The sequence below is a fragment of the Amycolatopsis sp. NPDC114478 genome (assembly GCF_055633805.1).
This window is the reverse complement of sequence record NZ_JBVKDO010000027.1, coordinates 23,378-49,054: the sequence shown is the minus strand read 5'-3', so window position 1 is coordinate 49,054 and position 25,677 is coordinate 23,378. Positions and strand designations below refer to the sequence as shown.

The 25,677-nt window shown below is 73.5% G+C and carries 7 protein-coding genes and 3 pseudogenes; 9 read left to right on the top strand and 1 reads right to left on the bottom strand.

Annotation, left to right across the window (positions count from 1 at the left end; all coding sequences use genetic code 11):
- Positions 1-49: 49 nt before the first annotated feature.
- The 8 genes and pseudogenes from ACZ7OH_RS44655 to ACZ7OH_RS44620 all read left to right on the top strand — a co-directional run bounded on the left by ACZ7OH_RS44655 (position 50) and on the right by ACZ7OH_RS44620 (position 23,843).
- Positions 50-871 carry a nucleotide disphospho-sugar-binding domain-containing protein gene (locus ACZ7OH_RS44655; RefSeq protein ID WP_470286466.1) on the top strand — a complete coding sequence of 274 codons (822 nt, stop codon included), beginning with the start codon at positions 50-52 and terminating at the stop codon, positions 869-871.
- Between the two features lie 266 nt (positions 872-1,137).
- A pseudogene (locus ACZ7OH_RS44650) lies at positions 1,138-4,617 on the top strand (type I polyketide synthase); the annotation flags it as partial.
- A gap of 21 nt (positions 4,618-4,638) precedes the next feature.
- A pseudogene (locus ACZ7OH_RS44645) lies at positions 4,639-5,484 on the top strand (beta-ketoacyl reductase); the annotation flags it as partial.
- Positions 5,485-5,868: 384 nt separating this feature from the next.
- Positions 5,869-10,931 (top strand): annotated as a pseudogene (locus ACZ7OH_RS44640) (type I polyketide synthase); the annotation flags it as partial.
- A gap of 14 nt (positions 10,932-10,945) precedes the next feature.
- Positions 10,946-21,199, top strand: coding sequence for an SDR family NAD(P)-dependent oxidoreductase (locus tag ACZ7OH_RS44635; protein ID WP_470286465.1), 10,254 nt, complete (start codon positions 10,946-10,948; stop codon positions 21,197-21,199).
- Between the two features lie 183 nt (positions 21,200-21,382).
- On the top strand, positions 21,383-22,309 hold the full coding sequence (locus ACZ7OH_RS44630; protein WP_470286464.1) for an ATP-binding cassette domain-containing protein: 927 nt from the start codon (positions 21,383-21,385) through the stop codon (positions 22,307-22,309).
- Positions 22,306-23,133, top strand: a complete 828-nt coding sequence (locus ACZ7OH_RS44625; protein ID WP_400902589.1) for an ABC transporter permease — start codon at positions 22,306-22,308, stop codon at positions 23,131-23,133. Before ACZ7OH_RS44630 ends, ACZ7OH_RS44625 begins: the two co-directional genes overlap by 4 nt.
- A 131-nt stretch (positions 23,134-23,264) precedes the next feature.
- Positions 23,265-23,843, top strand: a complete 579-nt coding sequence (locus tag ACZ7OH_RS44620; RefSeq protein ID WP_470286463.1) for a methyltransferase domain-containing protein — start codon at positions 23,265-23,267, stop codon at positions 23,841-23,843.
- 67 nt (positions 23,844-23,910) lie between these two features.
- Here ACZ7OH_RS44620 and ACZ7OH_RS44615 read toward each other — a convergent pair whose 3' ends face one another.
- A complete protein-coding gene (locus ACZ7OH_RS44615) occupies positions 23,911-24,627 on the bottom strand; it encodes an AfsR/SARP family transcriptional regulator (protein WP_470286462.1) in 717 nt (238 codons plus the stop codon).
- A 341-nt stretch (positions 24,628-24,968) separates the two neighbouring features.
- On the opposite strand from ACZ7OH_RS44615, the gene ACZ7OH_RS44610 reads away from it, so the two are divergent.
- The gene (locus tag ACZ7OH_RS44610; RefSeq protein WP_470286461.1) at positions 24,969-25,589 is read left to right on the top strand and encodes a ScbR family autoregulator-binding transcription factor; all 621 of its coding nucleotides are present in this window, start codon (positions 24,969-24,971) and stop codon (positions 25,587-25,589) included.
- Positions 25,590-25,677: the final 88 nt, after the last annotated feature.

The window sequence follows — 25,677 nt, the reverse complement described above, 5'->3', positions numbered from 1 at the left end:
CGACTATCCGCACCGGGCCGGCCCGGTTTCCTTTTCTGGAGTGGATCCCATGCGCGTACTCCTGGCCGCCCCGTCGTCGACCGCGCGGCTGCACAACCTGGTCCCGCTGGCGTGGGCGCTGCGGACCGCGGGCCACGACGTGAAGATCGCGGGCGAGCCGTCGTTCGTCGCCGAGATCCTGACGACCGGCTGCGTGGCGGCCGGCTTCGAGCCGGCGGAGTTCGCCGAACTGTGGCGGCCGGCGGTGGTGGTCTCCGACGCGGCGGTTCCGGCGGGGGCCGAGGCGGTCCGGCTGCGGGGCCCGCTGGACGAGTCCGGTCCGGGTTTCGACACGGTGCCGCCGTCGCTGCGGGATCCGGTCGCCGACGCCCGCCCGATCCGGCACGTGCCGTACTTCGGGCCGGTCGAGGTGCCGGGCTGGTTGCGCCGCAAGGCCAGGCGGAGCCGGGTGCTGCTGTCGCTGACGGACGCGACACCGGCCGGGCCGGTGTTCGACGCGGTCGCGGGCCTGGACGCCGAGGTCGTGTGGGCGACGGACCCGGCGAGCATCCCAGCGGGGGTGACGATGCCGCCGAACGTGCGCCTGGTCGACGCGGCCCCGCCGGCGGCGGTCCTGCCAACGTGCACGGCGCTGATCCACGACGGCGACGCCGAGCTTGCGATGGCGGCGGCGGCGTACGGACTGCCGCAGCTGTCCCTGACGGAGACGCCGATCACCGCGCGCATCGCCGCGGTGGGGGCAGGGTGGGTGGGTCCGGCCTCGGCGGTAGCCGAGCTGGGTTCGTTGCGGGGGGCGGCAGAGGCGCTGCGGGACGAGATCGCGGCCCTGCCGGCGCCGCGCGCGGTGGCGGCGGAGCTGACCCGCGTCTAAGCAGACTGCCGTGGCTGGTCGTGAGTGAGAAACAGGGTCAGAACACTGTTTCTCACTCACGAGCCTGTGTGCGCCGGGGCCGGGCCGCTGATTGTGGGGCCGTTAGGGGTGGGGCGGCCCGAACTCCCTCGGTAGCGTTTTCGGCGTGGCACCTTCCACCCCATTCGCGGTTAGGTGGTCGATTACGTGAGTACCGTTTTTCCTGCCATTTCCCGGCCTCGCGCCGGAACGGGGGTAATGGCGTGAGCGCCGAAAACGAGCGGAAACTGCTCGACTACCTGAAGCGCGCCACCGCCGATCTGCGCGAGGCCAAAGGTGCCCTGCACGAGGTCCGGCGGCGCGATACCGAGCCCATCGCGATCGTCGGCATGGACTGCCGGTATCCCGGGGGCGTCGAGAGCCCCGATGACCTCTGGGAGCTCGTCCGCACCGGGACCGACGCCATCGGCGCGTTCCCCACCGACCGCGGCTGGCCGCTCGACCGCCTTTACGACCCGGCGGGGGAGAAGCCCGGCACCACCAACACCCGCGAAGGCGGCTTCCTGCACGACGCCGCCGAGTTCGACCCCGAGTTCTTCGGCATCTCGCCCCGCGAGGCGCTCACCATGGACGCCCAGCAGCGGCTGCTGCTGCAGACGTCCTGGACCGCCCTCGAGCGCGCCGGCATCGTGCCCGAAACCCTGCGGGGCAGCAGCACCGGTGTCTTCGCCGGCGTGATGTACCACGACTACCTCGGCCACGCGGCCGCCGGCAGCGTCGTCTCCGGCCGGGTCGCCTACGCGCTCGGGCTGGAAGGCCCGGCCGTCAGCGTCGACACCGCGTGCTCGTCCTCCCTCGTCGCCCTGCACTGGGCCGCGCAGGCGCTGCGCCGCGGCGACTGCTCGCTGGCCCTCGTCGGCGGCGTCACCGTCATGGCCACGCCCGAGACCTTCGTCTACTTCACCGAGCAGCGCGGCCTGTCCGACGACGGCCGCTGCAAGGCCTTCGCCGCCGGTGCCGACGGCACGGGCTGGGGCGAAGGCGTCGGTGTCCTCGTCGTCGAGCGCCTGTCCGACGCCCAGCGTCTCGGCCACGACGTCCTCGCCGTCGTGCGCGGCAGCGCGGTCAACTCCGACGGTGCCTCCAGCGGCCTGACCGTCCCCAATGGACCCGCGCAGCAACGCGTCATCCGCCAGGCCCTCGCCACCGCCGGACTGTCCACAACGGACGTCGACCTCGTCGAAGGCCACGGCACCGGCACGAAGCTCGGCGACCCGATCGAGGCGCAGGCCCTGCTCGCGACCTACGGGCAAAGCCGCGAGGAGCCGCTGTGGCTCGGCTCGCTCAAGTCCAACATCGGGCACACCCAGGCCGCGGCCGGGGTCGGCGGCGTGATCAAGGTCGTGCAGGCCATCCGGCACGGCGTGCTGCCGGAGACTCTGCACGTCGACAAGCCGTCGCCGCACGTCGACTGGTCGGCCGGCGCCGTCGAGCTGCTCACCGAGGCCCGCGACTGGCCCGCCGCCGACCGGCCCCGCCGCGGCGCGGTGTCCTCGTTCGGCATCAGCGGCACCAACGCCCACGTCATCATCGAACAGGCCGAACCGGCGGAAGAAGAGCCCGCCACCGAGGTTCCCGTGGTCGCGTGGCCGGTTTCGGCGGACTCCGCCGACGCCGTTGCCGCGCAGGCGCAGCAGCTCCTGGACCACGGCGGAAGCCCGACCGACATCGGGTTCTCGCTGGCCACGACCCGCTCGGCGCTCGACTACCGGGCCGTCGTCGTCGGCACCGGACCCGACGAACTGCGCGCCGGCCTGACCGCGCTGGCGAACGACGAAGACGCGCCGAACGTCGTCCGCGACCGCCGCGGCACCGGCCGGACGGCCTTCCTCTTCACCGGCCAGGGCGCCCAGCGCGCCGGCATGGGCCGCGAGCTGGCGAAGTACCCGGTGTTCGCCGAGGCCCTCGACGCCGCGTGCACCCGGCTCGGCCTCGACCGCGCCGTCCTGGACGACGCCGATGCCTTGGCGCAGACCGGTTCCACGCAGCCCGCGCTGTTCGCGTTCGAGGTCGCGCTGTACCGGCTCCTCGAGTCGTGGGGCCTGCAGCCCGACCACCTGCTGGGCCACTCGATCGGCGAGCTGGCCGCGGCGCACGTCGCCGGCGTCCTCTCGCTCGACGACGCCTGCACGCTCGTCGCCGCCCGCGCCCGGCTCATGCAGGCCCTGCCCGCGGGCGGGGCGATGGTCGCGCTCCCGGCGGCCGAGGCCGAGGTGACCCCGCTGCTGACCGACGGCGTGAGCATCGCCGCGATCAACGGCCCGGCCTCGCTGGTCGTCTCGGGTGCCGAGGAAGCGGTCGACGCCGTCGCCGCGCACTTCGAGCGCGCCAAGAAGCTGCGCGTCTCGCACGCCTTCCACTCGCCGCTGATGGAGCCGATGCTGGCCGAGTTCGCGGCCGTCGCGGCGAAACTCACCTACGGCAAGCCGGAAATCCCGATCACCAGCACGGTTTCGCCCGACGCCGACCTGACTTCCCCGGAGTACTGGGTGGAGCAGGTCCGCGCGACCGTCCGGTTCGACGACGGCGTCCGCGCCCTCGCCGAGGACGGCGTCCGGACGTTCGTCGAGATCGGCCCGGCGCCGGTCCTGACCGCCGCCGCGAGCACCGCCCTGGACGACGACACGCTCGCTTTCATTCCGGTCGTCCGCCCGGACCGCGACGAAGCCCAGGCCGTCGTCACGGCGGTCGCCGCCCTGCACGCCCGCGGGATTCCCGTGGACTGGCAAGGGTTCTACCCCGGTGCCCGACGCGTCGAGGTGCCGACCTACGCCTTCCGCCGCACCCGCTACTGGCTGCCCGCCACCACCGCGACCGGCGACGCCGGCGACCACGGCCAGCAGGCCGCCGCCCACCCGATGCTCAGCGCGGTCGTCCGGGTACCGGAGACCGACACCGTGGTGCTGACCGGCCGGCTGTCCGCGGACACCGTGCCGTGGGTCGCCGACCATGTCGTCCTCGGCACGATCCTGTTGCCCGGCACGGCGTTCGTCGAGCTGGCCCGTGCCGCCGCCGACGAGGTCGGCTACGCCGGGCTCGACGAGCTGACCCTGCACGCCCCGCTCGCCCTGGCCACCGGAGCGGCACTCCAGGTCACTTTGGAAGCCGAGGAGGCCGGCCGACGGCGGCTGACTGTCCACTCGCGACCCGACGGCGACGACGCGTGGACCCGGCACGCCGAAGGGTTCATCACGGCCGAAGCGGCCGCGCCGGCGTTCGACCTCACCGAATGGCCGCCCGCCGGAGCCACCGAGATCCCCCTGGACGACCCGTACGCGCGGCTCGCGGACCTGGGTTACCACTACGGCCCGGCGTTCCAGGGCCTGCGCGCGATGTGGCGGCGCGGTGAGGACGTCTACGCCGAGGTCGAGGTCTCCGAGGACGCTCGCGACTACGGCCTGCACCCGGCGCTGTTCGACGCCGCGATGCACGCCCAGCTGCTCGGCCCCGCGTCCGACGACGGCGACGCGAAACCGATGCTGCCGTTCGCGTTCAGCGGCACGACCTGGCACGCCGCCGGAACCGGCGCGGTCCGGGTCCACGTGTCGCCGACCGGCCCGGAGACCATCGCGCTGCGGATCGCCGACTCGACCGGGCTCCCGGTGCTGACGGTCGATTCCCTGGCCGCACGGGCGATCTCGCTCGACAAGCTGACTCCGAACGCGCTGTTCCGCACCGCCTGGGAAGCGGTTCCCGCGGGCACCGCGACCGCCGCGCGCGTCCTGGAGGTGTCCACTCCGGACGGTTCGGTCCCGGAGCGGGCCCGCGCGGCCGCCCGCCAGGTGCTGACCGCCATCCAGGACTCGAAGGACCGACTGGCCGTCGTCACGCGCGGCGCGGTGTCGGTGAACGGTGAAGACGTCGACCCGGCACTCGCGACGGTGTGGGGCCTGGTCCGCGCGGCTGAAGCCGAGAACCCGGGCCGATTCGTGCTTATCGATGGCGAGGACGTCGAAACCGCGCTGGCGACCGGCGAGCCGGAGGTGGCTGTCCGCGAGGGGACGGCCTACGTCCCCCGGCTGGTCGCGGCGACGCCGTCCGGCGAGCTGGGCTGGAACGCGGGTGGCACGGTCCTGATCACCGGCGGCACGGGCGGCCTCGGCGCCGTCGTCGCGAAGCACCTGGTGACGAACCACGGCGTCCGGCACCTGCTGCTGACCAGCCGCCGCGGTGCGGACGCCCCGGGAGCGGCCGACCTGCGCGACGAGCTGACGCGGCTGGGCGCCGAGGTCACCATCGCGAGCTGCGACGTCACCGACCGGGCATCGGTGGCCAAGCTGGTCACGGGCGTTCCGCTGACCGCGGTGGTGCACGCGGCGGGCGTCCCGTCCACCGGCCGCGTCGAGAACCTGACCGACGACGAACTCGACCGCGTCTTCGCCCCGAAGGTCGACGGCGCCTGGCACCTGCACGAGCTGACCGAGGGCCTCGACGCGTTCGTCCTGTTCTCCTCGGCCGCGAGCTCCGTGCTGGCCGCCGGGCAGGCCGGGTACGCCGCGGCCAACGCGTTCCTCGACGAACTCGCCCGCCACCGCCACGCGCACGGGCTCCCGGCGACGTCGCTGGACTGGGGCGCGTGGGCCGACGACGGCGGTATGGCCGGCGAGCTGACCGAAGCCGACTTCCGCCGCCTGCGCCGCCTCGGCACCCCGCCGCTGGCGACGGCCGACGCCCTCGCGCTGTTCGACGCGTGCCTCGTCGCCGACGACGCCGTCCTCGCGCCGGTGAAGCTGGACCTCGCGGCGCTGCGGTCCCGCGCGGACTCGCTCCCGCCGGTCCTGCGCGGGATGGTCCGGCAAGCACCCCGCCGCACGGCCGCGAAGACCGACGGCGCCGTCGCGGCGCGCCTGGCCGCGCTGCCGGAGTCCGAGCGCGAGGCGTACTTGCTGGAGGTCGTGTCCGGGCAGGTCAAGGCCGTGCTGGGCCTTGGGTTCGTCGAGCCCGGCCGCGCGTTCCAAGAGATGGGCTTCGACTCCTTGACGTCGGTGGAGCTGCGCAACCAGCTGGGCGCCCTGACCGGCCTGAAGCTGACGGCGACGATCGTGTTCGACCACCCGACGCCGACGGCGCTGGCCAAGCGGCTGCACGCCCTGCTGGGCCCGGCCCGCGGCGCGGCGGACTCCCTGCTGGCCGAGATCGACCGCCTGGAGGCGCTCCTGACGGGAGCGGGTTCGCTGAACGGCTCGACGGCGAAGGTCACGGCCCGCCTGGACGCGCTGCTGCGCAAGTGGACCGAGGCGAACACGACCACCACCGAGTCCGCCGACCTGGACGAAGCCACCGACGACGAGCTCTTCGCCGTGCTCGACGAGGAACTGGGGATCTCATGAGCAACGAGGACAAGCTCCGCGACTACCTGAAGCGCGCGACGGCGGACTTGCAGGCGGCGCGTCGCCGGGTGCAGGAGCTGGAGGGCCGGCACACCGAACCCATCGCCATCATCGGCATGAGCTGCCGCTACCCCGGGGGCGTCCGGACGCCGGACGACCTGTGGGACCTGGTCGACCAGGGGCGGGACGTCATCGGGGAGTTCCCCGCCGACCGCGGGTGGGACCTCGAGGGCATCTACGACCCCACCCCCGACCGGCCGGGCAAGACCTACACGCGGCACGGCGGTTTCCTCTACGACGCCCCGGGTTTCGACGCCGAGTTCTTCGGCATCAGCCCGCGGGACGCCCGCCGGGCCGACCCGCAGCAGCGGATCCTGCTCGAAGCCTCCTGGGAGGCCTTCGAACGCGCCGGGCTCGACCCGCACTCGCTCAAGGGCAGCCCGACCGGGGTCTACGCCGGCGTCATGTACCACGACTACAGCGGTGGCAGCCCCGACGGCAGTCTCGTCTCCGGCCAGGTCTCCTACACGCTCGGCCTCGAAGGCCCGTCGGTTTCGGTCGACACCGCGTGCTCGTCGTCACTGGTCGCGCTGCACATGGCCGCCCAGGGCCTGCGCGACGGCGACTGCTCCCTCGCGCTCGCCAGCGGCGTCGCCGTCATGGGCACCCCCGAGATGTTCGTCGACTTCAGCGGCCGGCGCGGCCTCTCCGCCGACGGCCGCAGCAAGTCCTTTTCGGACGACGCCGACGGGACGTCGTGGGCCGAGGGCGTCGGCGTCCTCGTGCTGGAGAAGCTTTCCGACGCGCGCCGCAACGGACACCGCGTTCTCGCGCTGCTGCGCGGTTCCGCGATCAACCAGGACGGCGCCAGCAACGGCTTCTCGGCCCCGAACGGGCCCTCGCAGGTCCGCGTGATCGAGGCCGCGCTGGCCGACGCCGGGCTGTCGCGGTCCGATGTGGACCTCGTCGAGGCGCACGGCACCGGCACCGCGCTCGGCGACCCGATCGAGGCGCAGTCGCTGATGGAGACCTACGGGCAGCGCACCACCGGCGAGCCGCTGCTGCTCGGCTCGATCAAGTCCAACATGGGCCACCCGCAGGCCGCGGCCGGTGTCGCCGGCGTGATCAAGATGGTGCAGGCGCTGCGCCACGGCAAGGCGCCGCGGACCCTGCACGTCGGCACGCCCTCGACGCACGTCGACTGGACGGCGGGCGCGGTCGAGCTGCTCACCGAGCCGCGCGACTGGCCCGAGGTCGGCCGGCCGCGTCGCGCCGCCGTGTCGTCGTTCGGCGTCAGCGGCACCAACGCGCACGTCATCCTGGAGCAGGCACCCGAGAGCGACGCCGTCGAGCCGCCGCTGCCCGCGGTGCACCCGCTGGTGCTGTCGGCCAAGACCCCGGCCGCGCTCGCCGAGGCCGCCGGGCAGCTCGCGTCCCATGTGGACGGCAACCTCGTCGACGTCGCGCACACCCTCGCCACCGGTCGCGCGCAGCTCGACCACCGCGCGGTGGTGCTGTCGACGGACGCCAAGCAGGCCTTGGAGACGCTGGCTGCGGGCGGTTCGCGTCCCGACGTCGTCACCGGGACCGCCGACGTGCGCGGCAAGACCGTGTTCGTCTTCCCCGGTCAGGGCTCCCAGTGGACCGGCATGGCGACCGAGCTGCTGACGCAGTCGCCGGCGTTCGCCGCCCGGATGGCCGAGTGCGACGCCGCGCTGCACGAGTTCACCGGCTGGTCGGTGCTCGACGTGCTGCACGGCGAGCCGGGCACGCCGCCCGCCGACCGCGTCGACGTCGTGCAGCCGATGCTGTGGGCGGTGATGGTCTCGCTGGCCGCGCTGTGGCGCGCGCACGGCGTCGAGCCGGACATGGTGATCGGCCACTCGCAGGGCGAGATCGCCGCGGCGAGCGTGTCCGGTGCACTGTCCCTTCAGGACGGTGCTCGCGTGGTCGCGTTGCGCAGCAAGGCGATCGGGGACGTCCTCGGCGGCCGCGGCGGGGGCATGCTCGCCGCCGGCCTGCCCGCCGCCGAGCTGCTGACCCGTCTCGACGCCTGGGACGGCCGGATCTCCCTGGCCGCCGACAACGGCGCCACCTCGGCCGTGCTGTCGGGCGACGGCGATGCCCTCGACCAGCTGCGCGACCAGCTCGTCGCCGAGGGCTTCCGCGCCAAGCGCGTCCCGGTGGACTACGCCTCGCACTCCGCGCACGTCGAGCACCTCGCCGACCGCCTGCTGGCCGACCTCGGCCCGATCACCCCCGGCGTCGGCAGCGTGGCGATGACGTCCACGGTGACCGAGGAACCCGGCGCCACCATGGACGCGCGGTACTGGTTCACGAACCTGCGCACGACGGTCCGGTTCGCGCCGGTCGTCGCGCAGCTCGCCGAGGCGGGCTACACCCGGTTCGTCGAGGTCAGCCCGCACCCGGTGCTCGCGATGAGCATCCAGGAGACCCTGGACGAGGGCGGGCACAGCGGGTCCGTCACCGGCACCCTGCGCCGCGACGAAGGTGGCATGACCCGGTTCGCGACGTCGCTGGCCGAGCACTCGGTCCGCGGCGGCGCGGCGGACTGGGCGTCGCTGGTGCCCGGCGGCCGGATCGCCGACCTGCCGACCTATCCTTTCCAGCACAAGCGTTTCTGGCTCGAAGAGGAAGCCACTCCGGCACCCGTCCTCCAGACCGATCAGGACTTCTGGCAGGACGTCACGAGCGGCGACGTCGACGCGCTGGCCACCAGGCTGGGCGTCGAAGCCGCCCCGCTGGCCGAGGTCGTCCCGGCCCTGGCCGCGTGGCACGGCCGCCGCACCGAGCTGTCCACAGTGGAGGCCTGGCGCTACCGCGTGTCCTGGGCGCCGGTGACCGCCACCGGCGGGCTGATCGGCACCTGGCTGGTCGTCGTCCCGGCTGACGTCCCCGAGGCGGCCGAACTGGCCGACGCACTCGCCGAGCAGGGCGATGTCGTCCGGGTGATCGCCGAGCACGGGGAACTGGCCGAGGCGCTCACCGAAGCGACGGCGTTGCGGCCGCTCGACGGCGTGCTGTCGCTGCTGGCCTTCGACACCCGCGAACACCCGGAGCATCCCGCGCTCAGCACCGCGGTTGCCGCCACCATCGCCCTGCTGCAAGTCCTGCGTGACAGCGACGCTCCGGTGTGGGTCGTCACCCGCGGCGCGGTCGCGGTGGACGCCTTCTCCGACGCCGACCCGGCCGCCGCGGCGGTGTGGGGCCTCGGCACGGTCGCCGCGCTCGACCAGCCCGCCACGTGGGGCGGCCTGGTCGATGTCGACGGCCCCGCCGACGCCGCCCGCCTGGGCGCCATCGTGTCCGGTGTGGACGGTGAAGACCAGGTTGCGATCCGGCCGTCCGGGGTGTTCGCCCGGCGCATGGTCCACGCCCCGCTGACCGGCACCGCGGACGAGTGGAAGCCACGCGGAACCGTCCTGGTCACCGGCGGGACCGGCGCGGTCGGCGCGCACGTCGCCCGCTGGCTCGCCGGCCGCGGCGCGGAAAAGATCGTGCTCACCAGCCGTCGCGGCCTCGACGCCGCGGGTGCGCGGGAGCTGGTCGACGAGCTGGGCGTCACGGTCGTGGCCTGCGACGTTTCCGACAAGCAGCAGCTCGAAGCCCTGCTGGCCGAGCACCCGCCGACCGCGGTGGTGCACGCGGCCGGCGTGCTCACCGCCGAATCGCCGCTGACCGACGTCACGCCCGCCGAGTTCGCCGCGGCCACCCGGGCCAAGGTCACCGGCGCCGCGCTGCTCGACGAGCTGCTCGGCGACACCGAGTTGGACGCCTTCGTGCTGATGTCCTCCGGGGCCGCGGCGTGGGGCACCTCCGGCCAGCCCGCGTACGCCGCGGGCAATGCCTACCTCGACGCGCTTGCCCGCCGCCGTCGCGCCGCGGGCCGCACGGCGACCGCGATCGCCTGGGGATCGTGGGGCGGCGGGGGCATGGTCAACGCCGAAGCGAGCGACCTGCTGCGCCGGATGGGCCTGGCCGAGATGGCGCCGGAACTCGCCGTCCAAGCACTGGGCCAGGCACTCGACCACGACGAGACCCACTTGGTCATCGCCGACATCGACTGGGCCGCGTTCGCCCCGGTGTACCAGCTCGCCCGCCCGCGGCCGCTGCTGCGCGCGCTGCCCGAGGTCGCCGAGGACAAGACCGAAACCCCGGCCGACAACGGCGACCTCAAGGCGAAGCTGGCCTCGCTCACGCCCGCCGAACAGAAGCGGACGCTGCTGGAGCTGGTGCGCGGCGAGGTCGCCGTGGTCGCCGGCTACGACGGCGGCTCGGCGGTCGAACCCGCGCGGGCGTTCAAGGAGCTGGGCTTCGACTCCGTCACCGCGGTCGACCTGCGCAACCGGCTCGGCGGGGCCACCGGCCTGAAGCTGCCGGCGACCGTCGCGTTCGACCACGTCAACCCGCAGGCGCTCGCCGAGCACCTGTGGACCCAGCTGGGCGGCGGCGAGGCCGCAGTCCCGCTGGAGGTCGAGCTGGACCGGCTGGAAGCCGTCGCGGCTGCTTTGGACGCGGCCGAGATCGACCGGTCCCGGATCGTCGCCCGGCTGCAGGCGATGGTCACCACCCTGCACAAGACCCTGTCCGGCGCGAAGGCCACCGACGTGCTGGAGACCGCGACCACGGATGAGCTGTTCGCCCTCATCGACAACGAGCTCGGCGCCTGAGAGGTATGTCCACGATGACTGACGAAAGCAAGCTGGTCGACTACCTGAAGCGGGTGACCGCCACCCTGCAGGAGACGCGGGAGCGGCTGCGCGAGGTCGAAGCCGCGGACGCCGAGCCGATCGCCATCGTCGCGATGGGCTGCCGATACCCGGGCGACGTCCGCTCCCCGGAGGACCTCTGGGAGCTGGTGGCGCAGGGCCGCGACGCGATCGGGCCGTTCCCGGCCGACCGCGGCTGGGGCCTGGACACCAAGTTCGACGCCGACCCCGACAGCCCCGGCACGAGTTACGTGAGCGAGGGCGGCTTCATCCACGACGTCGCCCAGTTCGACGCGCCCTTCTTCGGCATCTCGCCGCGCGAGGCGCTCGCGATGGACCCGCAGCAGCGGCTCACGCTGGAGCTGGCCTGGGAGACCTTCGAACGCGCCGGCATCGCCCCGCATTCGCTGGCCAAGCAGCAGGTCGGCGTCTTCCTCGGCAGCGGCGACCAGGACTACTACGACGAGCTGCCCCCGGCGGTGCTCGCCGGCGAGGTGCAGGACTACCTGAGCACGGGCAACGCCGGCTCGGTCATCTCCGGCCGGATCGCCTACGCGCTGGGCCTGGAGGGCCCGGCCATCACGATCGACACGGCGTGCTCGTCGTCGCTGGTCGCGCTGCACCTGGCCGTGCAGGCGCTGCGGCAGCGTGACTGCGCGCTGGCGCTCGCCGGCGGCGTCATGGTGATGTCGCGCCCCGGCCCGTTCGTCGCGTTCAGCCGCCAGCGCGGCCTCGCCGCCGACGGCCGCTGCAAGCCGTTCTCCGACAGCGCCGACGGCACCGGCTGGGCCGAGGGCGCGGGCACGCTCCTGCTGGAGCGGCTGTCCGACGCGCGCCGCAACGGCCACCCGATCCTCGCCGTCGTGCGCGGCACGGCGGTCAACTCCGATGGCGCGTCCAACGGCCTCACCGCGCCCAACGGGCCGTCCCAGCAGCGCGTCATCCGCCAGGCGTTGGCCAACGCGCAGCTTTCGGCGTCCGATGTGGACGCTGTCGAAGGCCACGGCACCGGCACCACGCTCGGCGACCCGATCGAGGCGCAGGCCCTGCTCGCCACCTACGGCCAGGACCGCGACCGCCCGCTGTGGCTCGGTTCGATCAAGTCGAACATCGGCCACGCCCAGGGCGCGGCGGGGGTCGGCGGCGTGATCAAGATGGTCCAGGCCCTGCGCAACGGCCTGCTGCCGAAGACCCTGCACGTCACCGAGCCGAGCACCGAGGTCGACTGGACCGCCGGGAACGTCGAGCTGCTGACCGAGCAGCGGCCGTGGGCCGCGGGCGAAAAGCCGCGCCGCGCCGGGGTTTCCTCGTTCGGTGTCAGTGGGACCAACGCGCACGTGATCATCGAGGAAGCGCCCGCCATCGACGTCGAGGACGTCACGCCGAGCTGGCCGGCGGACGTGCCGGTGCCGTGGCCCCTCTCCGGGCACGGTGCCGCCGCTCTGAAGGCGCAGGCCGCCCGGCTGTCCGATGTGGACGCCTCGGCACTCGACATCGGGTTCTCCTTGGCGACGTCACGCTCGCCGCTGAGCCACCGTGCGGTGGTTTTCGACGGCAAGGCGGGTCTTACGACCGTGGAAGCCGGCGAGCTGGTCGAAGGGCGGACCGCGTTCCTGTTCTCCGGCCAGAGCGCGCAGCGCGCGGGCATGGGAGCCGAGCTGGCCGCCGCATTCCCGGTGTTCGCCGCTGCGTTCGACGAGGTCTGCGCGGAACTGGACCCGCACCTCGACCGTCCACTGAAGACGGTCGTCTTCGACAAGCCGCGCCTGATCAACCAGACCGGCTACACCCAGCCCGCGCTCTTCGCGATCGAGGTCGCGCTGTTCCGGCTGCTGTCCTCATGGGGCATCGAGCCCGACTTCCTGCTCGGCCACTCGGTCGGCGAGCTGGCCGCCGCGCACGTCGCCGGGGTGCTGTCCCTGGCGGACGCGTGCACGCTGGTCGCCGCCCGCGCGAAGCTGATGCAGGCGCTCCCGACCGGGGGCGCGATGGTCGCGCTGCAGGCGACCGAGGACGAGGTCACGCCGCACCTGACCGACGGCGTCAGCATCGCCGCGATCAACGGTCCCGACTCCGTCGTGCTGTCCGGCACCGAGGACGCCGTCACCGCCGTCGTCGCGCAGTTCGAGGGCCGCAAGTCGTCGAAGCTCAAGGTGTCGCACGCGTTCCACTCGCCGCTGATGGAGCCGATGCTGGCCGAGTTCGGCGAGGTCGCCCGCACGCTCACCTACGCCCAGCCCGAGATCCCGCTGGTCTCCAACGTCTCCGGCGCGCTCGCCGGGGGAGAGGTCGCCACACCGGAGTACTGGGTCTCGCACGTCCGCGCGGCCGTCCGGTTCCACGACGGCCTCACCGCGCTGAGCGCCCAGGGCGTCTCGCGGTTCGTCGAGGTCGGGCCGGACGGCGTGCTGTCCGCGTTGGCTCGCCAGAGCTTCGACACGGTGGTCGTGCCAGTCCTGCGCAAGGACCGTCCCGAGCCCGCCACCGCGCTCACCGCGCTGGCCGAGCTGTACGTCAGCGGCCTGACCCCGGACTGGGCCGCGGTCTTCGCCGGCCGCGGCGCCCGGCGCGTCGACCTGCCGACGTACGCCTTCCAGCGCAAGCGCTACTGGATCGACGCCCGCGCCAACCGCGACGAGGTGTCCGCCGCCGGCCTCACCTCCGCCGGGCACCCGCTGCTCGGCGCGGCCGTCGCGCTCGCCGACACCGACGGCGTCGTCCTCACCGGCCGCCTCTCGCTCGAGACCCACGCGTGGCTCGACGAGCACCGGCTCGGCGACGTCGCCACCGTGCCCGGCACGGCTTTCCTGGAGCTGGCGATCCGCGCCGGCGACCAGGTCGGTTGCGGCCGCATCGAGGAACTGACGCTCGGCAGCCCGCTGGTCATCCCGGACCGCGGTGGCGTCCAGGTGCAGGTCACGGTCGGGGCCGCGGGCGAGAACGGCGTCCGCGCCGTCAGCGTCCACTCGCGGCTCGAGGACACCGACGAGCCGTGGACGGCGCACGCCGACGGTACCGTTGCCCCGCAGGCGCACCGCGGGACCGAACTGACCGAGTGGCCGCCCGCCGGCGCCGAGCCCGTCGCGATCGACGGCCTCTACGACGACTTCGCCGGCACCGGTCTCACCTACGGCCCGCTCTTCCGCTCGTTGCGCGCGGTCTGGAGCCGTGGCCGCGAGGTCTTCGCCGAGGTCGCCCTGCCCGAGGACAGCGACGCCGAGCGCTTCGGCCTGCACCCGGCCGCGCTCGACGCCTGCACGCACGCCCTGCGCGTCGCGGGTGGCGGCGACGGCGGAGTCGGTCGCGTCCCGTTCTGCTGGACCGGCGTCGAACTGCACGCCACCGGCGCTTCGGCGCTGCGGGTCAAGTTCACGCCGACCACCGAGGACGGCTTCGCGGTCGCCCTCGCCGACTCCACCGGGGCGCCGGTCGCCACCGTCGCCGAAACCGTGTTCCGCACGTTCACCGCGCCGGTCGCGACCGAGGCCCCGCTCTACCGGGTCGAGTGGCAGCGCATCGCCGCCGAGTCCACTGTGGACGTCTCGAACGTCGAGGTCATCGAGTGCGCGGACACCGACACCCACGAGCTGACCCACCGCGTGCTCGTCGCGCTGCAGGACTGGCTCGCCGAGGAGCACCCGGAGGACGCGCGCCTGGTCGTCGTCACCCGGGGTGCCGTCGCGGCGGCCGGGGGCGTCACGGACGTCGCCGCGGCTGCGGCCTGGGGTCTCGTGCGCTCGGCGCAGGAGGAGAACCCGGACACGTTCGTGCTCCTGGACCTTGACGTGGACAGCACTGTGAGCACCGCGGCCGAGGTCGTCGGGCAGGTCCTCGCCACCGGGGAACCGCAAGCCGCCGTCCGCTTCGGCGCGGTCCTCGTCCCGCGGCTGGTGCGCACCTCGGCGGCCGCCGAACCGGCGTACTTCCACCCGGGCGGCACGGTCCTGGTCACCGGCGCGTCCGGCGCGATCGGCGGCGCGCTCGTCCGGCACCTGGCCGGAAAGCACGACGTCCGGCGGTTCCTGCTGGTCAGCCGCCGCAGCACGCCCGCGCTGGAGGGCCTGGGTGCCGAGCTGGGCGTGCACGTCGACATCGCGCTCTGCGACGTCGCCGACCGCGCCGCGCTGGCCCGGGTCCTGGCCGCGATCCCGGCCGAGCACCCGCTCACGTCGGTGGTGCACGCCGCCGGCGTCCTCGACGACGGCGTCGTCACCGCGCTGACGCCCGAGCGCCTCGACACCGTGCTGCGGCCGAAGGCCGACGGCGCGCTGAACCTGCACGAGCTGACCCGCGACACCGCGCTCTCGGCGTTCGTGCTGTTCTCCTCGGTGTCCGGCGTGCTCGGCGCGCCGGGCCAGGGCGGGTACGCCGCCGCGAACGCGTTCCTCGACGGCCTCGCCGCCCACCGCGTCGCGCACGGCCTGCCCGCGTTGTCCCTGGGCTGGGGCCTGTGGGGTGAGGTCGGCGGCATGGGTGGCACCCTGACCGAGGCCGAGGTTACGCGCCTGGCTTCGGGCGGCATCGTGCCACTGTCCACTTCGGACGCTCTCGACCTCTTCGACCGCGCGCTGGCGTCCCGCCAGGCCGCCGTCGTACCGGTCAAGCTCGACCTGCCGGCGCTGCGGAAGCTGGACCGGATCCCGAAGACCCTGGAGGAGCTGACCGGCCGGCCGACCCGGCGCGTCGCGGCGAGTGCGTCCGCGGCGGCCGAGGACTCCTTCGCAGCCCGCGTCCGCGCCCTGCCGGAGGCCGACCGGGCCGACGCCGTACTGGACCTCGTCCGCGGCCACGCGGCCACCGTCCTCGGCTACGGCGGCGGGCACGAGATCGAGCCGGCCGCGCAGTTCCAGTCGCTCGGCTTCGACTCGCTCACCGCGATCGAGCTGCGCAACGGCCTCACCGCGGCCACCGGGCAGCGGCTGCCCGCGACGCTGATCTTCGACAACCCGACGCCGTCGGCGCTGGCCGCGCACCTGCTCACCGAGCTGACGGGCGGCGTGGCAGAGATCGCCACGGCGTCGTCCAAGGCGTCCGACGAGCCCATCGCGATCGTCGGCATGGCCTGCCGCCTGCCCGGCGGGGTCACCTCGCCCGAGCAGCTGTGGGACCTCGTCGCCGGCGGCCGCGACGCCATCGGCGACTTCCCGGCCGACCGCGGCTGGGACGTCGACGGCCTCCTCGACCCGACCGGCCGCCGCCCCGGGACCACCTACGTGGCCCGCGGCGGGTTCGTTCACGACGCCGGCGACTTCGACGCCACCTTCTTCGGCGTCTCGCCGAAGGAAGCCCCGGCGATCGACCCGCAGCAGCGGCTGCTGCTGGAGGCCTGCTGGGAGGCCCTCGAGCGCGCGGGCATCGACCCGACCTCGCTCAAGGGCAGCCCGACCGGCGTCTACGCGGGTGTCCAGTACCACGACTACGTGGGCGCGAACAGCGCCGGCTCGATCGTCACCGGCCGGGTGTCCTACACCCTCGGCCTCGAGGGCCCGGCGGTCAGCGTCGACACGGCGTGCTCGTCTTCGCTGGTCGCGATGCACATGGCGGCCCAAGCCCTGCGCGGCGGCGACTGCTCCCTGGCCCTCGCCGGCGGGGTGACCGTGATGGCGACGCCGGAGACGTTCGTCGAGTTCAGCCGCCAGAAGGGGCTGGCCGCCGACGGCCGCTGCAAGGTGTTCTCCGACGACGCCGACGGCACCACCTGGTCCGAGGGCGTCGGCGTGCTGGTGCTGGAGCGGCTGTCCGAGGCCCGGCGGCTCGGCCACCCGGTGCTCGCGGTGCTCAAGGGCAGCGCGGTCAACCAGGACGGCACGTCCAACGGCCTCACCGCGCCCAACGGCCCCGCGCAGCAGCGCGTGATCCGCGCGGCACTGGCCGACGCCGGCATCACCGCGGCCGACGTCGACGCCGTCGAGGCGCACGGCACCGGCACGAAGCTGGGCGACCCGATCGAAGTCCAGGCGCTGCTGGCCACCTACGGCAAGGAGACCTCGGCCGACCGTCCACTGTGGATCGGCTCGGTCAAGTCGAACCTCGGCCACACGCAGGCCGCGGCCGGCGCGGCCGGTGTCATCAAGATGGTGATGGCCATGCGCCAGGGCGAGCTGCCCGCGACGCTGCACGTCGGCCGCCCGTCGAGTGAGATCGACTGGTCGTCCGGTGGCATCCGGCCGCTGGTCGAGCCGGTGAAGTGGCTGCCCAACGGGCACATCCGCCGGGCCGGCGTCTCGTCGTTCGGCGTCAGCGGCACCAACGCGCACGTCATCCTGGAGGAGGGCGACCGCCGCGAGGTGACCGGCGGTGGGCACGACCACGACGGCCCGGTCGCGTGGCCGGTCTCCGGCCGCGGCGCGGCGGCGTTGCGCGCCCAGGCCGAACAGCTCATGTCCTATGTGGACGAAGACCCGGAGGGCAGCCTCGCCGACATCGGCTTCTCGCTGGCCACCACGCGCGGCGCGTTCGACCGCCGCGCGGTGCTGATCGGGCAGCGCTCACCGCAGTTCGTCCGCGGTCTCGCCGCGCTGGTCGACGAAGAGGAGGCGCGCGGCGTCGTCAGCGGCATCGCTACCGCGGGCGGACGCACGGCGTTCCTGTTCGCCGGTCAGGGTGCGCAGCGCGTCGGCATGGGGGCCCGGCTCGCCGAGCAGTTCCCGGCGTTCGCGGCCGCGTACGACGAGGTCTGCGCGGAGGTCGACCGGCATCTGGACCGTCCGATCCGCTCGGTCACCGGCGAGCTGGACGAGACCCGGTACACCCAGCCCGCGCTGTTCGCGCTGGAAGTCGCGCTGTTCCGCTTGGTGCGGTCGTGGGGTGTCAAGCCGGACGTCCTGCTCGGCCACTCGATCGGCGAGATCGCCGCGGCCCACTGCGCGGGCGTGTTCTCCCTGGCGGACGCGGCCAAGCTGGTGGTCGCCCGGGGTGCGCTGATGCAGGCGCTGCCGACCGGCGGCGCGATGGTGGCGATCGAAGCGACGCCCGACGCGGTGCGCGACGACCGCGTCGACATCGCCGCGGTCAACGGGCCGAACTCCGTCGTGATCTCGGGAGCGGCCGACGCCGTGGCCGCGGTGGCGGCGAAGTTCGAGCGCACCAAGCAGCTGAAGGTGTCGCACGCTTTCCACTCCCGCCTGATGGAGCCGATGCTCGAGGAGTTCCGCGCGATCGCCGCGGAGCTGACCTACGCGTCGCCGCGGATCCCGGTCATCTCGACGGTCGCCGAGGGCGCCGACCTGACCTCGCCGGAGTACTGGGTCCAGCAGGTGCGCGAAGGCGTCCGGTTCGCCGACGCGGTCACCCGGGCCGCGGCCGAGGGCGTCAACCGGTTCCTGGAGCTGGGTCCGGACACGACGCTCGCCGCGATGACGGCAGCGTGCTTCGACGAACGGCCGGAGGTCGTGGCTTCCCTGCTGCACAAGGAGAACGACGAAGCCGTCGCCGCCCTGACCGGTATCGCGCAGCTGCACGTCAGCGGCGTCGACGTCGACTGGAACTCGGTGTACGAGCCCACCGGCGCCCGGCCGGTCGCGGTGCCGACCTACCCGTTCCAGCGGCAGCGCTTCTGGCTGGAGAGCACCACCGGCGCGGTGAGCCAGGAGGACCACCCGCTGCTCGGGGCGGCCCTCGAACTGGCCGGCGCCGACGGGCTGCTGTTCACCGGACGGCTGTCCGTGGGCACCCACCCGTGGCTGGCCGACCACGTCGTCGGCGGCGCGATCCTGTTCCCCGGCACCGGGTTCGTCGAGATGGCGATCCGCGCGGGCGACGAGGCGGGCTGCCCGCGGCTGGACGAGCTGACCCTGGAGTACCCGCTGGTCGTGCCGGAGCGGACCGGCGTCCGCGTCCAGTTCGCCCTCGAGGCGCCCGGCGCCGACGGCACCCGCGCGTTCAGCGTGCACTCGCGGACCGAGGGCGCGAGCGGCGCGTGGACGCGGCACGCCACCGGCAAGCTCGCCAAGGCCGGTCCGAAGGCGGGCTTCGACTTGACGGCCTGGCCGCCCGCCGGCGCCGAGCAGGTCGACCTGGACGGCACGTACGACGAGCTGGCGGCCGACGGGCTGGCCTACGGTCCGGCGTTCCGCGGGCTCGTCGCGGCCTGGAAGCGCGACAGCGAGGCGTTCGCCGAGATCCGGCTCCCGGCTTCGGTGTCCGATGTGGACCGTTACGGCGTCCACCCGGCCGTGCTCGACGCGGCGCTGCACACCATCGGCGTCTCCGGCGCGGCGGGCAGCGAACCCGCCCTGCCGTTCGCGTGGGAAGGCGTGCGCCTGCACGCCGTCGGCGCGACGACGCTGCGGGTCCACGTCCGGCCGGTCGGCACCGGCGCGGTCGCGCTGGACATCGCCGACGGCGCCGGGGCTCCGGTCGCGTCGGTGGAGTCGCTGCTGCTGCGCCCGATGTCCGCCGTTCCGCAGCCCGCGCCGGCCGGCGGCGGCGACACGCTGTTCCGCGTCGCCTGGGAACCCACCGAGCTGGACGCGGTCGCCGAGGTCACCGACTGGTCCGTGCTGGGTACCGACGCCTTCGGTCTCACCGAAGCCCTGGGAGCCAAGGCGGAGGCGACCGGCCCGGCCGTGCTCCCGGTGGCCGGCGACGACCTGCACACCGAACTGCACCGCGTGCTCGGCCTGCTGCAGTCCTGGCTGGCCGGACCGGGGGAGTCGCTGATCGTCGTGACCCGCGGCGCGGTGGCGACCGAGACGGACGAGAATCCCGACCCGGTCGGGGCCGCGGTGGCCGGCCTGGTCCGCTCGGCGCAGGCCGAGCACCCGGACCGGATCACCCTCGTCGACCTCGGCGCGGGCACGCCGGCGGGCCGGACGCTCGCCGCGGTGGCGGCGTCCGACGAGCCGCAGGTGGCGCTGCGGGCCGGCACGGTGCTGGTGCCGCGGCTGGCCAAAGCGCCCGACGCGGTGGCGGCCCCGGTGTGGGACGCCGAAGGCACGGTCCTGGTCACCGGCGCGACCGGCGCGCTGGGCTCGGCCGTGGCCCGGCACCTGGTCACCGAGCACGGCGTGCGCAACCTGCTGCTGGTCAGCCGCCGGGGCGCCGACGCGCCCGGGGCGGCCGAGCTGGCCGCACTCGACGCCGACGTCACCATCGCCGCCTGCGACGTCGCCGACCGCGACGCCGTGTCGGCGCTGCTGGCCGGGATCCCGGCGGAGACGCCGCTGCGGGCCGTGGTGCACGCGGCCGGCGTCCTCGACGACGGCGTCCTGACGTCGCTGACCCCGGAGCGCCTGGACACGGTGCTGCGCCCCAAGGCGGACGCGGCCTCGGTGCTCGACGAACTGACCCGGGACTCCGACCTCAGCGCGTTCGTGCTGTTCTCCTCGGCCGCCGGCGTCCTCGGCGCACCGGGGCAGGGCAGCTACGCCGCGGCCAACGCGTTCCTCGACGCGCTGGCCGCCCGGCGGCGGGCCGACGGCCTCGCCGGGACGTCGCTGGCGTGGGGCCTCTGGGCCGACGGCATGGGCGAAGCCCTGGACGACGCGGACGCGCACCGCATCGGCGAGACCGGCATCACCGCACTGTCCACTGAGGACGGACTGCGGCTGCTGGACGCGGCGGCCGGCGGCGCGGAGGCGCTGCTGGTGCCGATCGCGCTGGACACCCGCGTGCTGGCGTCGTCGGGTGACGACGACCTGCCCGCCGTCCTACGCGGCCTGGCCGGCACCCCCGGTCGCCGCGCGGCGCAGGACGCGGCCGAGGACACCGAGTCGCTGGCTCGCAAACTGGCGGGCCTGCCGGTGGCCAAGCGCGTCCCGACCGTGCTGACGCTGGTCCGCACCCACGCGGCGACGCTGCTGGGGCACGCCGGGCCGGAGGCGGTGGAACCGGACCGCTCGTTCAACGAGGTCGGCTTCGATTCGCTGTCCGCCACCGGGTTCCGCAACAAGCTCAGCCTCGTCACCGGCCTGAAGCTGCCGGTGAGCCTGATCTTCGACTACCCGACCCCGCGGGTCCTCGCCGAGCACCTGGTCGGCGAACTGGCCCCGGCCGAGGTCGAGGTTGTCGAGGAAGCCGTTACCGAGCAAGGGGTTCGCGAGGCGCTGGCGGGCATCCCGCTGGAGAAGCTGCGCGCCGCCGGGCTCCTGGACGGCCTGCTGGAACTGGCGGGCGTCCGCCTGCCCGAGGAAACCGCAGAGCCGGAAGCCGTCGAAGAGGCCACGATCGACGACCTCGACACCGACGCGCTGATCAGCATGGCGATCGGCGGTGGTGACGACGATTAGTCGACCCCTAACTTCGCCCGGCCCGGCCATTATTGCCCGGCTCAAGCCGGATGTGGCCCACTGGTACGGACAGCGACATCCGGAGCTTCGCCCCGGGCCGGGGGCTCCGCCACCCGGAACCCCCGAAAGAAGTGGTTTCCCCGGCTTCACCACGATCTTGACCCGAACGAGGAGAGGTAACCCATGGTCACCGGCTACGCAATCGAAGCACGGGGGCTGCGCAAGTCCTATGGCGACGTGGACGTCCTGGAAAGCGTCGACCTGAGCGTGCGGCGCGGCACGATGTTCGCGCTGCTCGGCCCGAACGGCGCGGGCAAGACCACGACGGTGCGGATCCTCAGCACCCTCCTGGACGCCGACGGCGGCACCGTGACGATCAACGGCCACGACCTCGCCGGGCCCAAGCGGAAGGTGCGCGAGCAGATCGGCCTCACCGGCCAGGACACCGCGGTCGACGAGCTGCTCACCGGCCGCGAGAACCTGGAGATGATGGCGCGGCTGTTCCACCTGGCCACGCCAGCGGCCAAGAGCCGCGCCACCGAGCTGCTCGCGCAGTTCGACCTGTCCGAGGCCGGCGACCGCCCGGTCAAGACCTACTCCGGTGGCATGCGCCGCCGGCTCGACCTGGCGATCAGCCTGATCACCTCGCCGCCGGTGCTGTTCCTCGACGAGCCGACCACCGGTCTCGACCCGCGCAGCCGTTCGGCGATGTGGGACGCGATCCGCGAGCTGCTCGACGGCGGCACCACGATCCTGCTCACCACGCAGTACCTCGAGGAAGCCGACCAGCTCGCCGACCGGATCGCGGTGATCGACAAGGGCCGCGTGGTCGCCGAGGGCACGGCGGCCGAGCTGAAGCGCAAGGTGGGGACCGAGCGGCTGAAGCTCACCTTCGCCACCGCCGCCGAGGCGGCGCGCGCGCACGACGTCACCGGCGGCGTGCTGACCGACGACACCGTCAGCGTCGGGATCGACCAGCCCGCCCAGGTCCGGCTGGTGCTCAACCGGGTCGCCGACGCGGGCCTCGAGACCACCGGGCTGGAGCTCTCCGAGCCGACCCTGGACGACGTTTTCCACACCCTTACCGGAACCGCGGGAGAGAAGCGATGACCCAGACCCTGTCCAGGGAGGTCGAAGGGACGCAGATCCCCGACACCCCGAGCCGCTCGTCCTTCGCGCTGGCGCTGTCCGACTGCCGCGTCCTGATCGGGCGCAACGTCAAGCACATCGCCCGCAACGCGGAGATGCTGATCCAGGCGGTCTCACTGCCGATCGTGCTCCTGCTGCTGTTCCGCTTCATGTTCGGCGGGGCCATCAACCTGCCCGGCATGGCCTACATCGACTACCTGGTGCCCGGCCTGGTGGTCGTCAGCATCGGCTTCAACTCGACGACGACCGTCGTCGGCGTGGCCGCGGACCTGACCCAGGGCCTGGTGGAGCGGTTCCGCTCGATGCCGATGGCCGGCCCGGCCGTCCTCGTCGGCCACGTCGTCTCCGGCGTGCTGCGCAGCATGCTTTCCCTCGTCGTGATGGTCGCGGTCGGCCTGGCCGTCGGGTTCCGCCCGGCGGGCGGCGTGCTCGGCTGGCTCGGCGCGATCGGCCTGCTGGTGCTGTTTGCCTCCGGCATCTTCTGGCTCGCCACGCTGCTGGGGTCGATCGCCAAGACCGTCGAGGGCGCGGGTGGCCTGGGCATGATCCTCGTGTTCATCCCCTACGCCACGAGCGCGCTGGTGCCCACGGCGTCGATGCCGTCGGTGCTGCGGGCCGTCGTCGACAACCAGCCGGTGACGGTGCTGATCGACGCCGTCCGCGGCCTGATGAACGGCACGGACCTGGGCTCGACCGGCTGGCTGGCGCTGGCCTGGTGGGGCGTCATCACCGCCGGTGCCGCGTACCTCGCGATTCGGAAGTTCCACCAGCGCTCCCGCGGCTGAGCGTTCCTGCGTCACCGAAGCGGCCCGTGCCCCGCGCACGGGCCGCTTTCGTGCGCGCAAGGTCGACTTTAGGTCGGTCGGGCACTCTGCGTAGAGGAGATCCGACCAGTCCGTGAAGTGAGGTGGCCCCGATGCCGACCCGCATCGCCGAGAACCCGGCCGTGACGCTCGACCCGTGGTCCGCCCCGCTTGCGGCCGATCCGGCCGGCGCAGCGGCGTTCCTCGCCGAGGTCGCCGACCGCGTCGCGAGCCGCCCGCGGGTGCTCGTCCTGAACGCGGGCCCGGTGGCGGACGAGCTCGCGGAACTGGGGTACGCCGTCACGGAAGCGGGCTTCGACAGCTTGCCCGTGCAGCGTTTCGACGTCGTGTACGCCGGTGCGGACGTTCTTTCCCGGCTGCTCGTGCAGCGGGAGCAGGTGCGCGCGGTCCGCAAGCTGGCGGCGCTGCTGCGGCCCGGCGGCGCCCTCGTCGTGCAGGGCCACCACCCCGACCCGGCCCGCTGGGCTTCGCACCCGCTGGTGACCGGGCACGACTGCGCGCGTCAGACGCTGTTCCTGGCCGACGCGCGGGTGCCGCTGCGGTACGTGTGGCCGTCGGAGCTGGACCTCATGGCAGAGCTGGCCGAGCTGGCGCTCGACAGCCGCTGGGGTGGCTGGTACGGCGAGGCCGCCGCGTGCGGCTCGCCGGTCGTGTCGCTCTACCGCAGCTGACGTAGAAGCGGCCCGGTCCTCCGCTGATGGCGGAGGACCGGGCCGCTGGGGCCGGACGCGGACCGGGTCAGACCGCGTCCGACATCTCGCCGACGAGGATGCTGTGGTGCAGCTTCCGCAGCGAACTGCCGGGCTCGATGCCCAGCTGCTGAACCAGGTGCTGCCGGGCGGAAGCGAAGGTCTCGAGGGCCTCCGCACGGCGGTTCGAGCGCAGCAGGGCGGTCATCAGGTACTCGTAGAACGTCTCGCGCAGGGTGTGTTCCTTCGCCAGCGCGGACAGCTGACCGACGACCTCGCGGTGCCGTCCGATCAGCAGCTCGGTTTCCATCAGCAGTTCCAGGCACTCCAGCCGGCTTTCCTCCAGCAGCGTGGCGTAGGCCTGGACGTCGGGGGAGTCGGTGAAGCCGCCGAACGCCTCACCGCGCCATAGATTCGCGGCTTCGCGCAGGACGGCCGCGGCCTCCTTGTAGTTGCGGTCCCAGTACAGGGCCCGGCCGCGGTCGTAGCGGCGCGTGAATCGGTCGGCGTCGAGCTCGCCGTCTTTGACGTGCAGCGAGTAGCCGCGCGGGCTGGTGACGACGGGGCTGTCGTCGGCGTCGTCACCCGTGCCGCGCAGCAGCTTCCGCAGCTGCGAGACGTAGACGTACAGCGCGGCGCTCGCGCGGGCCGGCGGGTGCTCTCCCCAGAGCTCGCCGATGAGGTGTTCGGTGGTCGCCACCTGGTTGCGCTTGACCAGCAGCACGGCGAGCAGCGTCTCGATCTTGCGTGCCCGCGGGGCGCTCACGCCAGGCCGCCCTTCGACTCTGATCTGCCCCAGTATCCCGTAGTCCATTTCCAGTGCCCTCCGGTGTCCGCGTCGATCGGATCTGCCCGGCCCGGCGCCCCCAGTGTTGTCCTCCAGCGCCCAACTGCCCGGTCCCACTCCGGCAGCGTACTAAACCGACCTCCCGGTTTTCAAGACAAAACCGGGAGGTCGGTCGGTTTGTTCTGTGAGCGGTCGCGAACTCCGTTGTCTGGGGCCGGTTTCTGGGGTTCCCCTAGTTGTAAACCGGGCGGTTGGTATGTAATCATGATCGGGACGCGCAGGGTCCCTGCGCCGGACGGCTCGAGCGGAGGGGACCGACGGTGACCAAGCAGGCACGCTCGGAACACACGCGGCGCCTGTTGCTGGTAGCCGCGGCCGAGCTGCTGCACCGCGACGGGTACGCGGCCACCAGCATGGTGGGCATCGCCCAGGCGGCGGGCGTCACCAAGGGCGGCCTGTACTTCCACTTCTCGTCCAAGGACGAGATCTGCGACGAGGTCCAGGAAGCGGCGACGGCGGTCCTGCGCGAGCACGTGAGCAGGCAGCTGGCGGTGTCCCGCCCGGCGTTGCCGAGGCTGGCGGACCTGAGCCGGGCGTTGATGCACTGGCTCGACGCGGACCCCAAGGTGGGCGCCAGCTTCCGCATGGCCCGCGAGATGGGGTCGGTGGACGAGCGGTTCGTGGTGTTTTCCCGCACGTGGCTGGCGCAGGTCCACGAGTACGTGACGGAAGCACTGGCCGGCGGCGAGCTGGGCGCGGACGTGCCGATCGAGACCGCGGAGCTGCTGGTGGTGGTGACGTGCGTGGGTCTGGAGTCGGTGGTGTCGAGCCGGATCGTGGTCCCGGACAGCGACTTGGCCTCGACACTGGGCAAGTTGTGGCGGCTGCTGGAGCTGTCCGACCGCCCGGCCGCGGCCCCGGCCCGCGCGGCCCGGACCTGAGGATCCGGCTCGCCCGGCACACCGCCGAGCGACCCGGCCGATCCACCTTGCCCCATCGCCCTGCGCCAGGGCGTGAAAAAGGGCGGCC

Excerpts from the sequence above, each read along its gene's own strand:
- ACZ7OH_RS44655 (WP_470286466.1), top strand. The coding sequence starts at position 50 with ATGCGCGTACTCCTGGCCGCCCCGTCGTCGACCGCGCGGCTGCACAAC.
- ACZ7OH_RS44635 (WP_470286465.1), top strand. The coding sequence starts at position 10,946 with ATGACTGACGAAAGCAAGCTGGTCGACTACCTGAAGCGGGTGACCGCC.
- ACZ7OH_RS44630 (WP_470286464.1), top strand. The coding sequence starts at position 21,383 with ATGGTCACCGGCTACGCAATCGAAGCACGGGGGCTGCGCAAGTCCTAT.
- ACZ7OH_RS44625 (WP_400902589.1), top strand. The coding sequence starts at position 22,306 with ATGACCCAGACCCTGTCCAGGGAGGTCGAAGGGACGCAGATCCCCGAC.
- ACZ7OH_RS44620 (WP_470286463.1), top strand. The coding sequence starts at position 23,265 with ATGCCGACCCGCATCGCCGAGAACCCGGCCGTGACGCTCGACCCGTGG.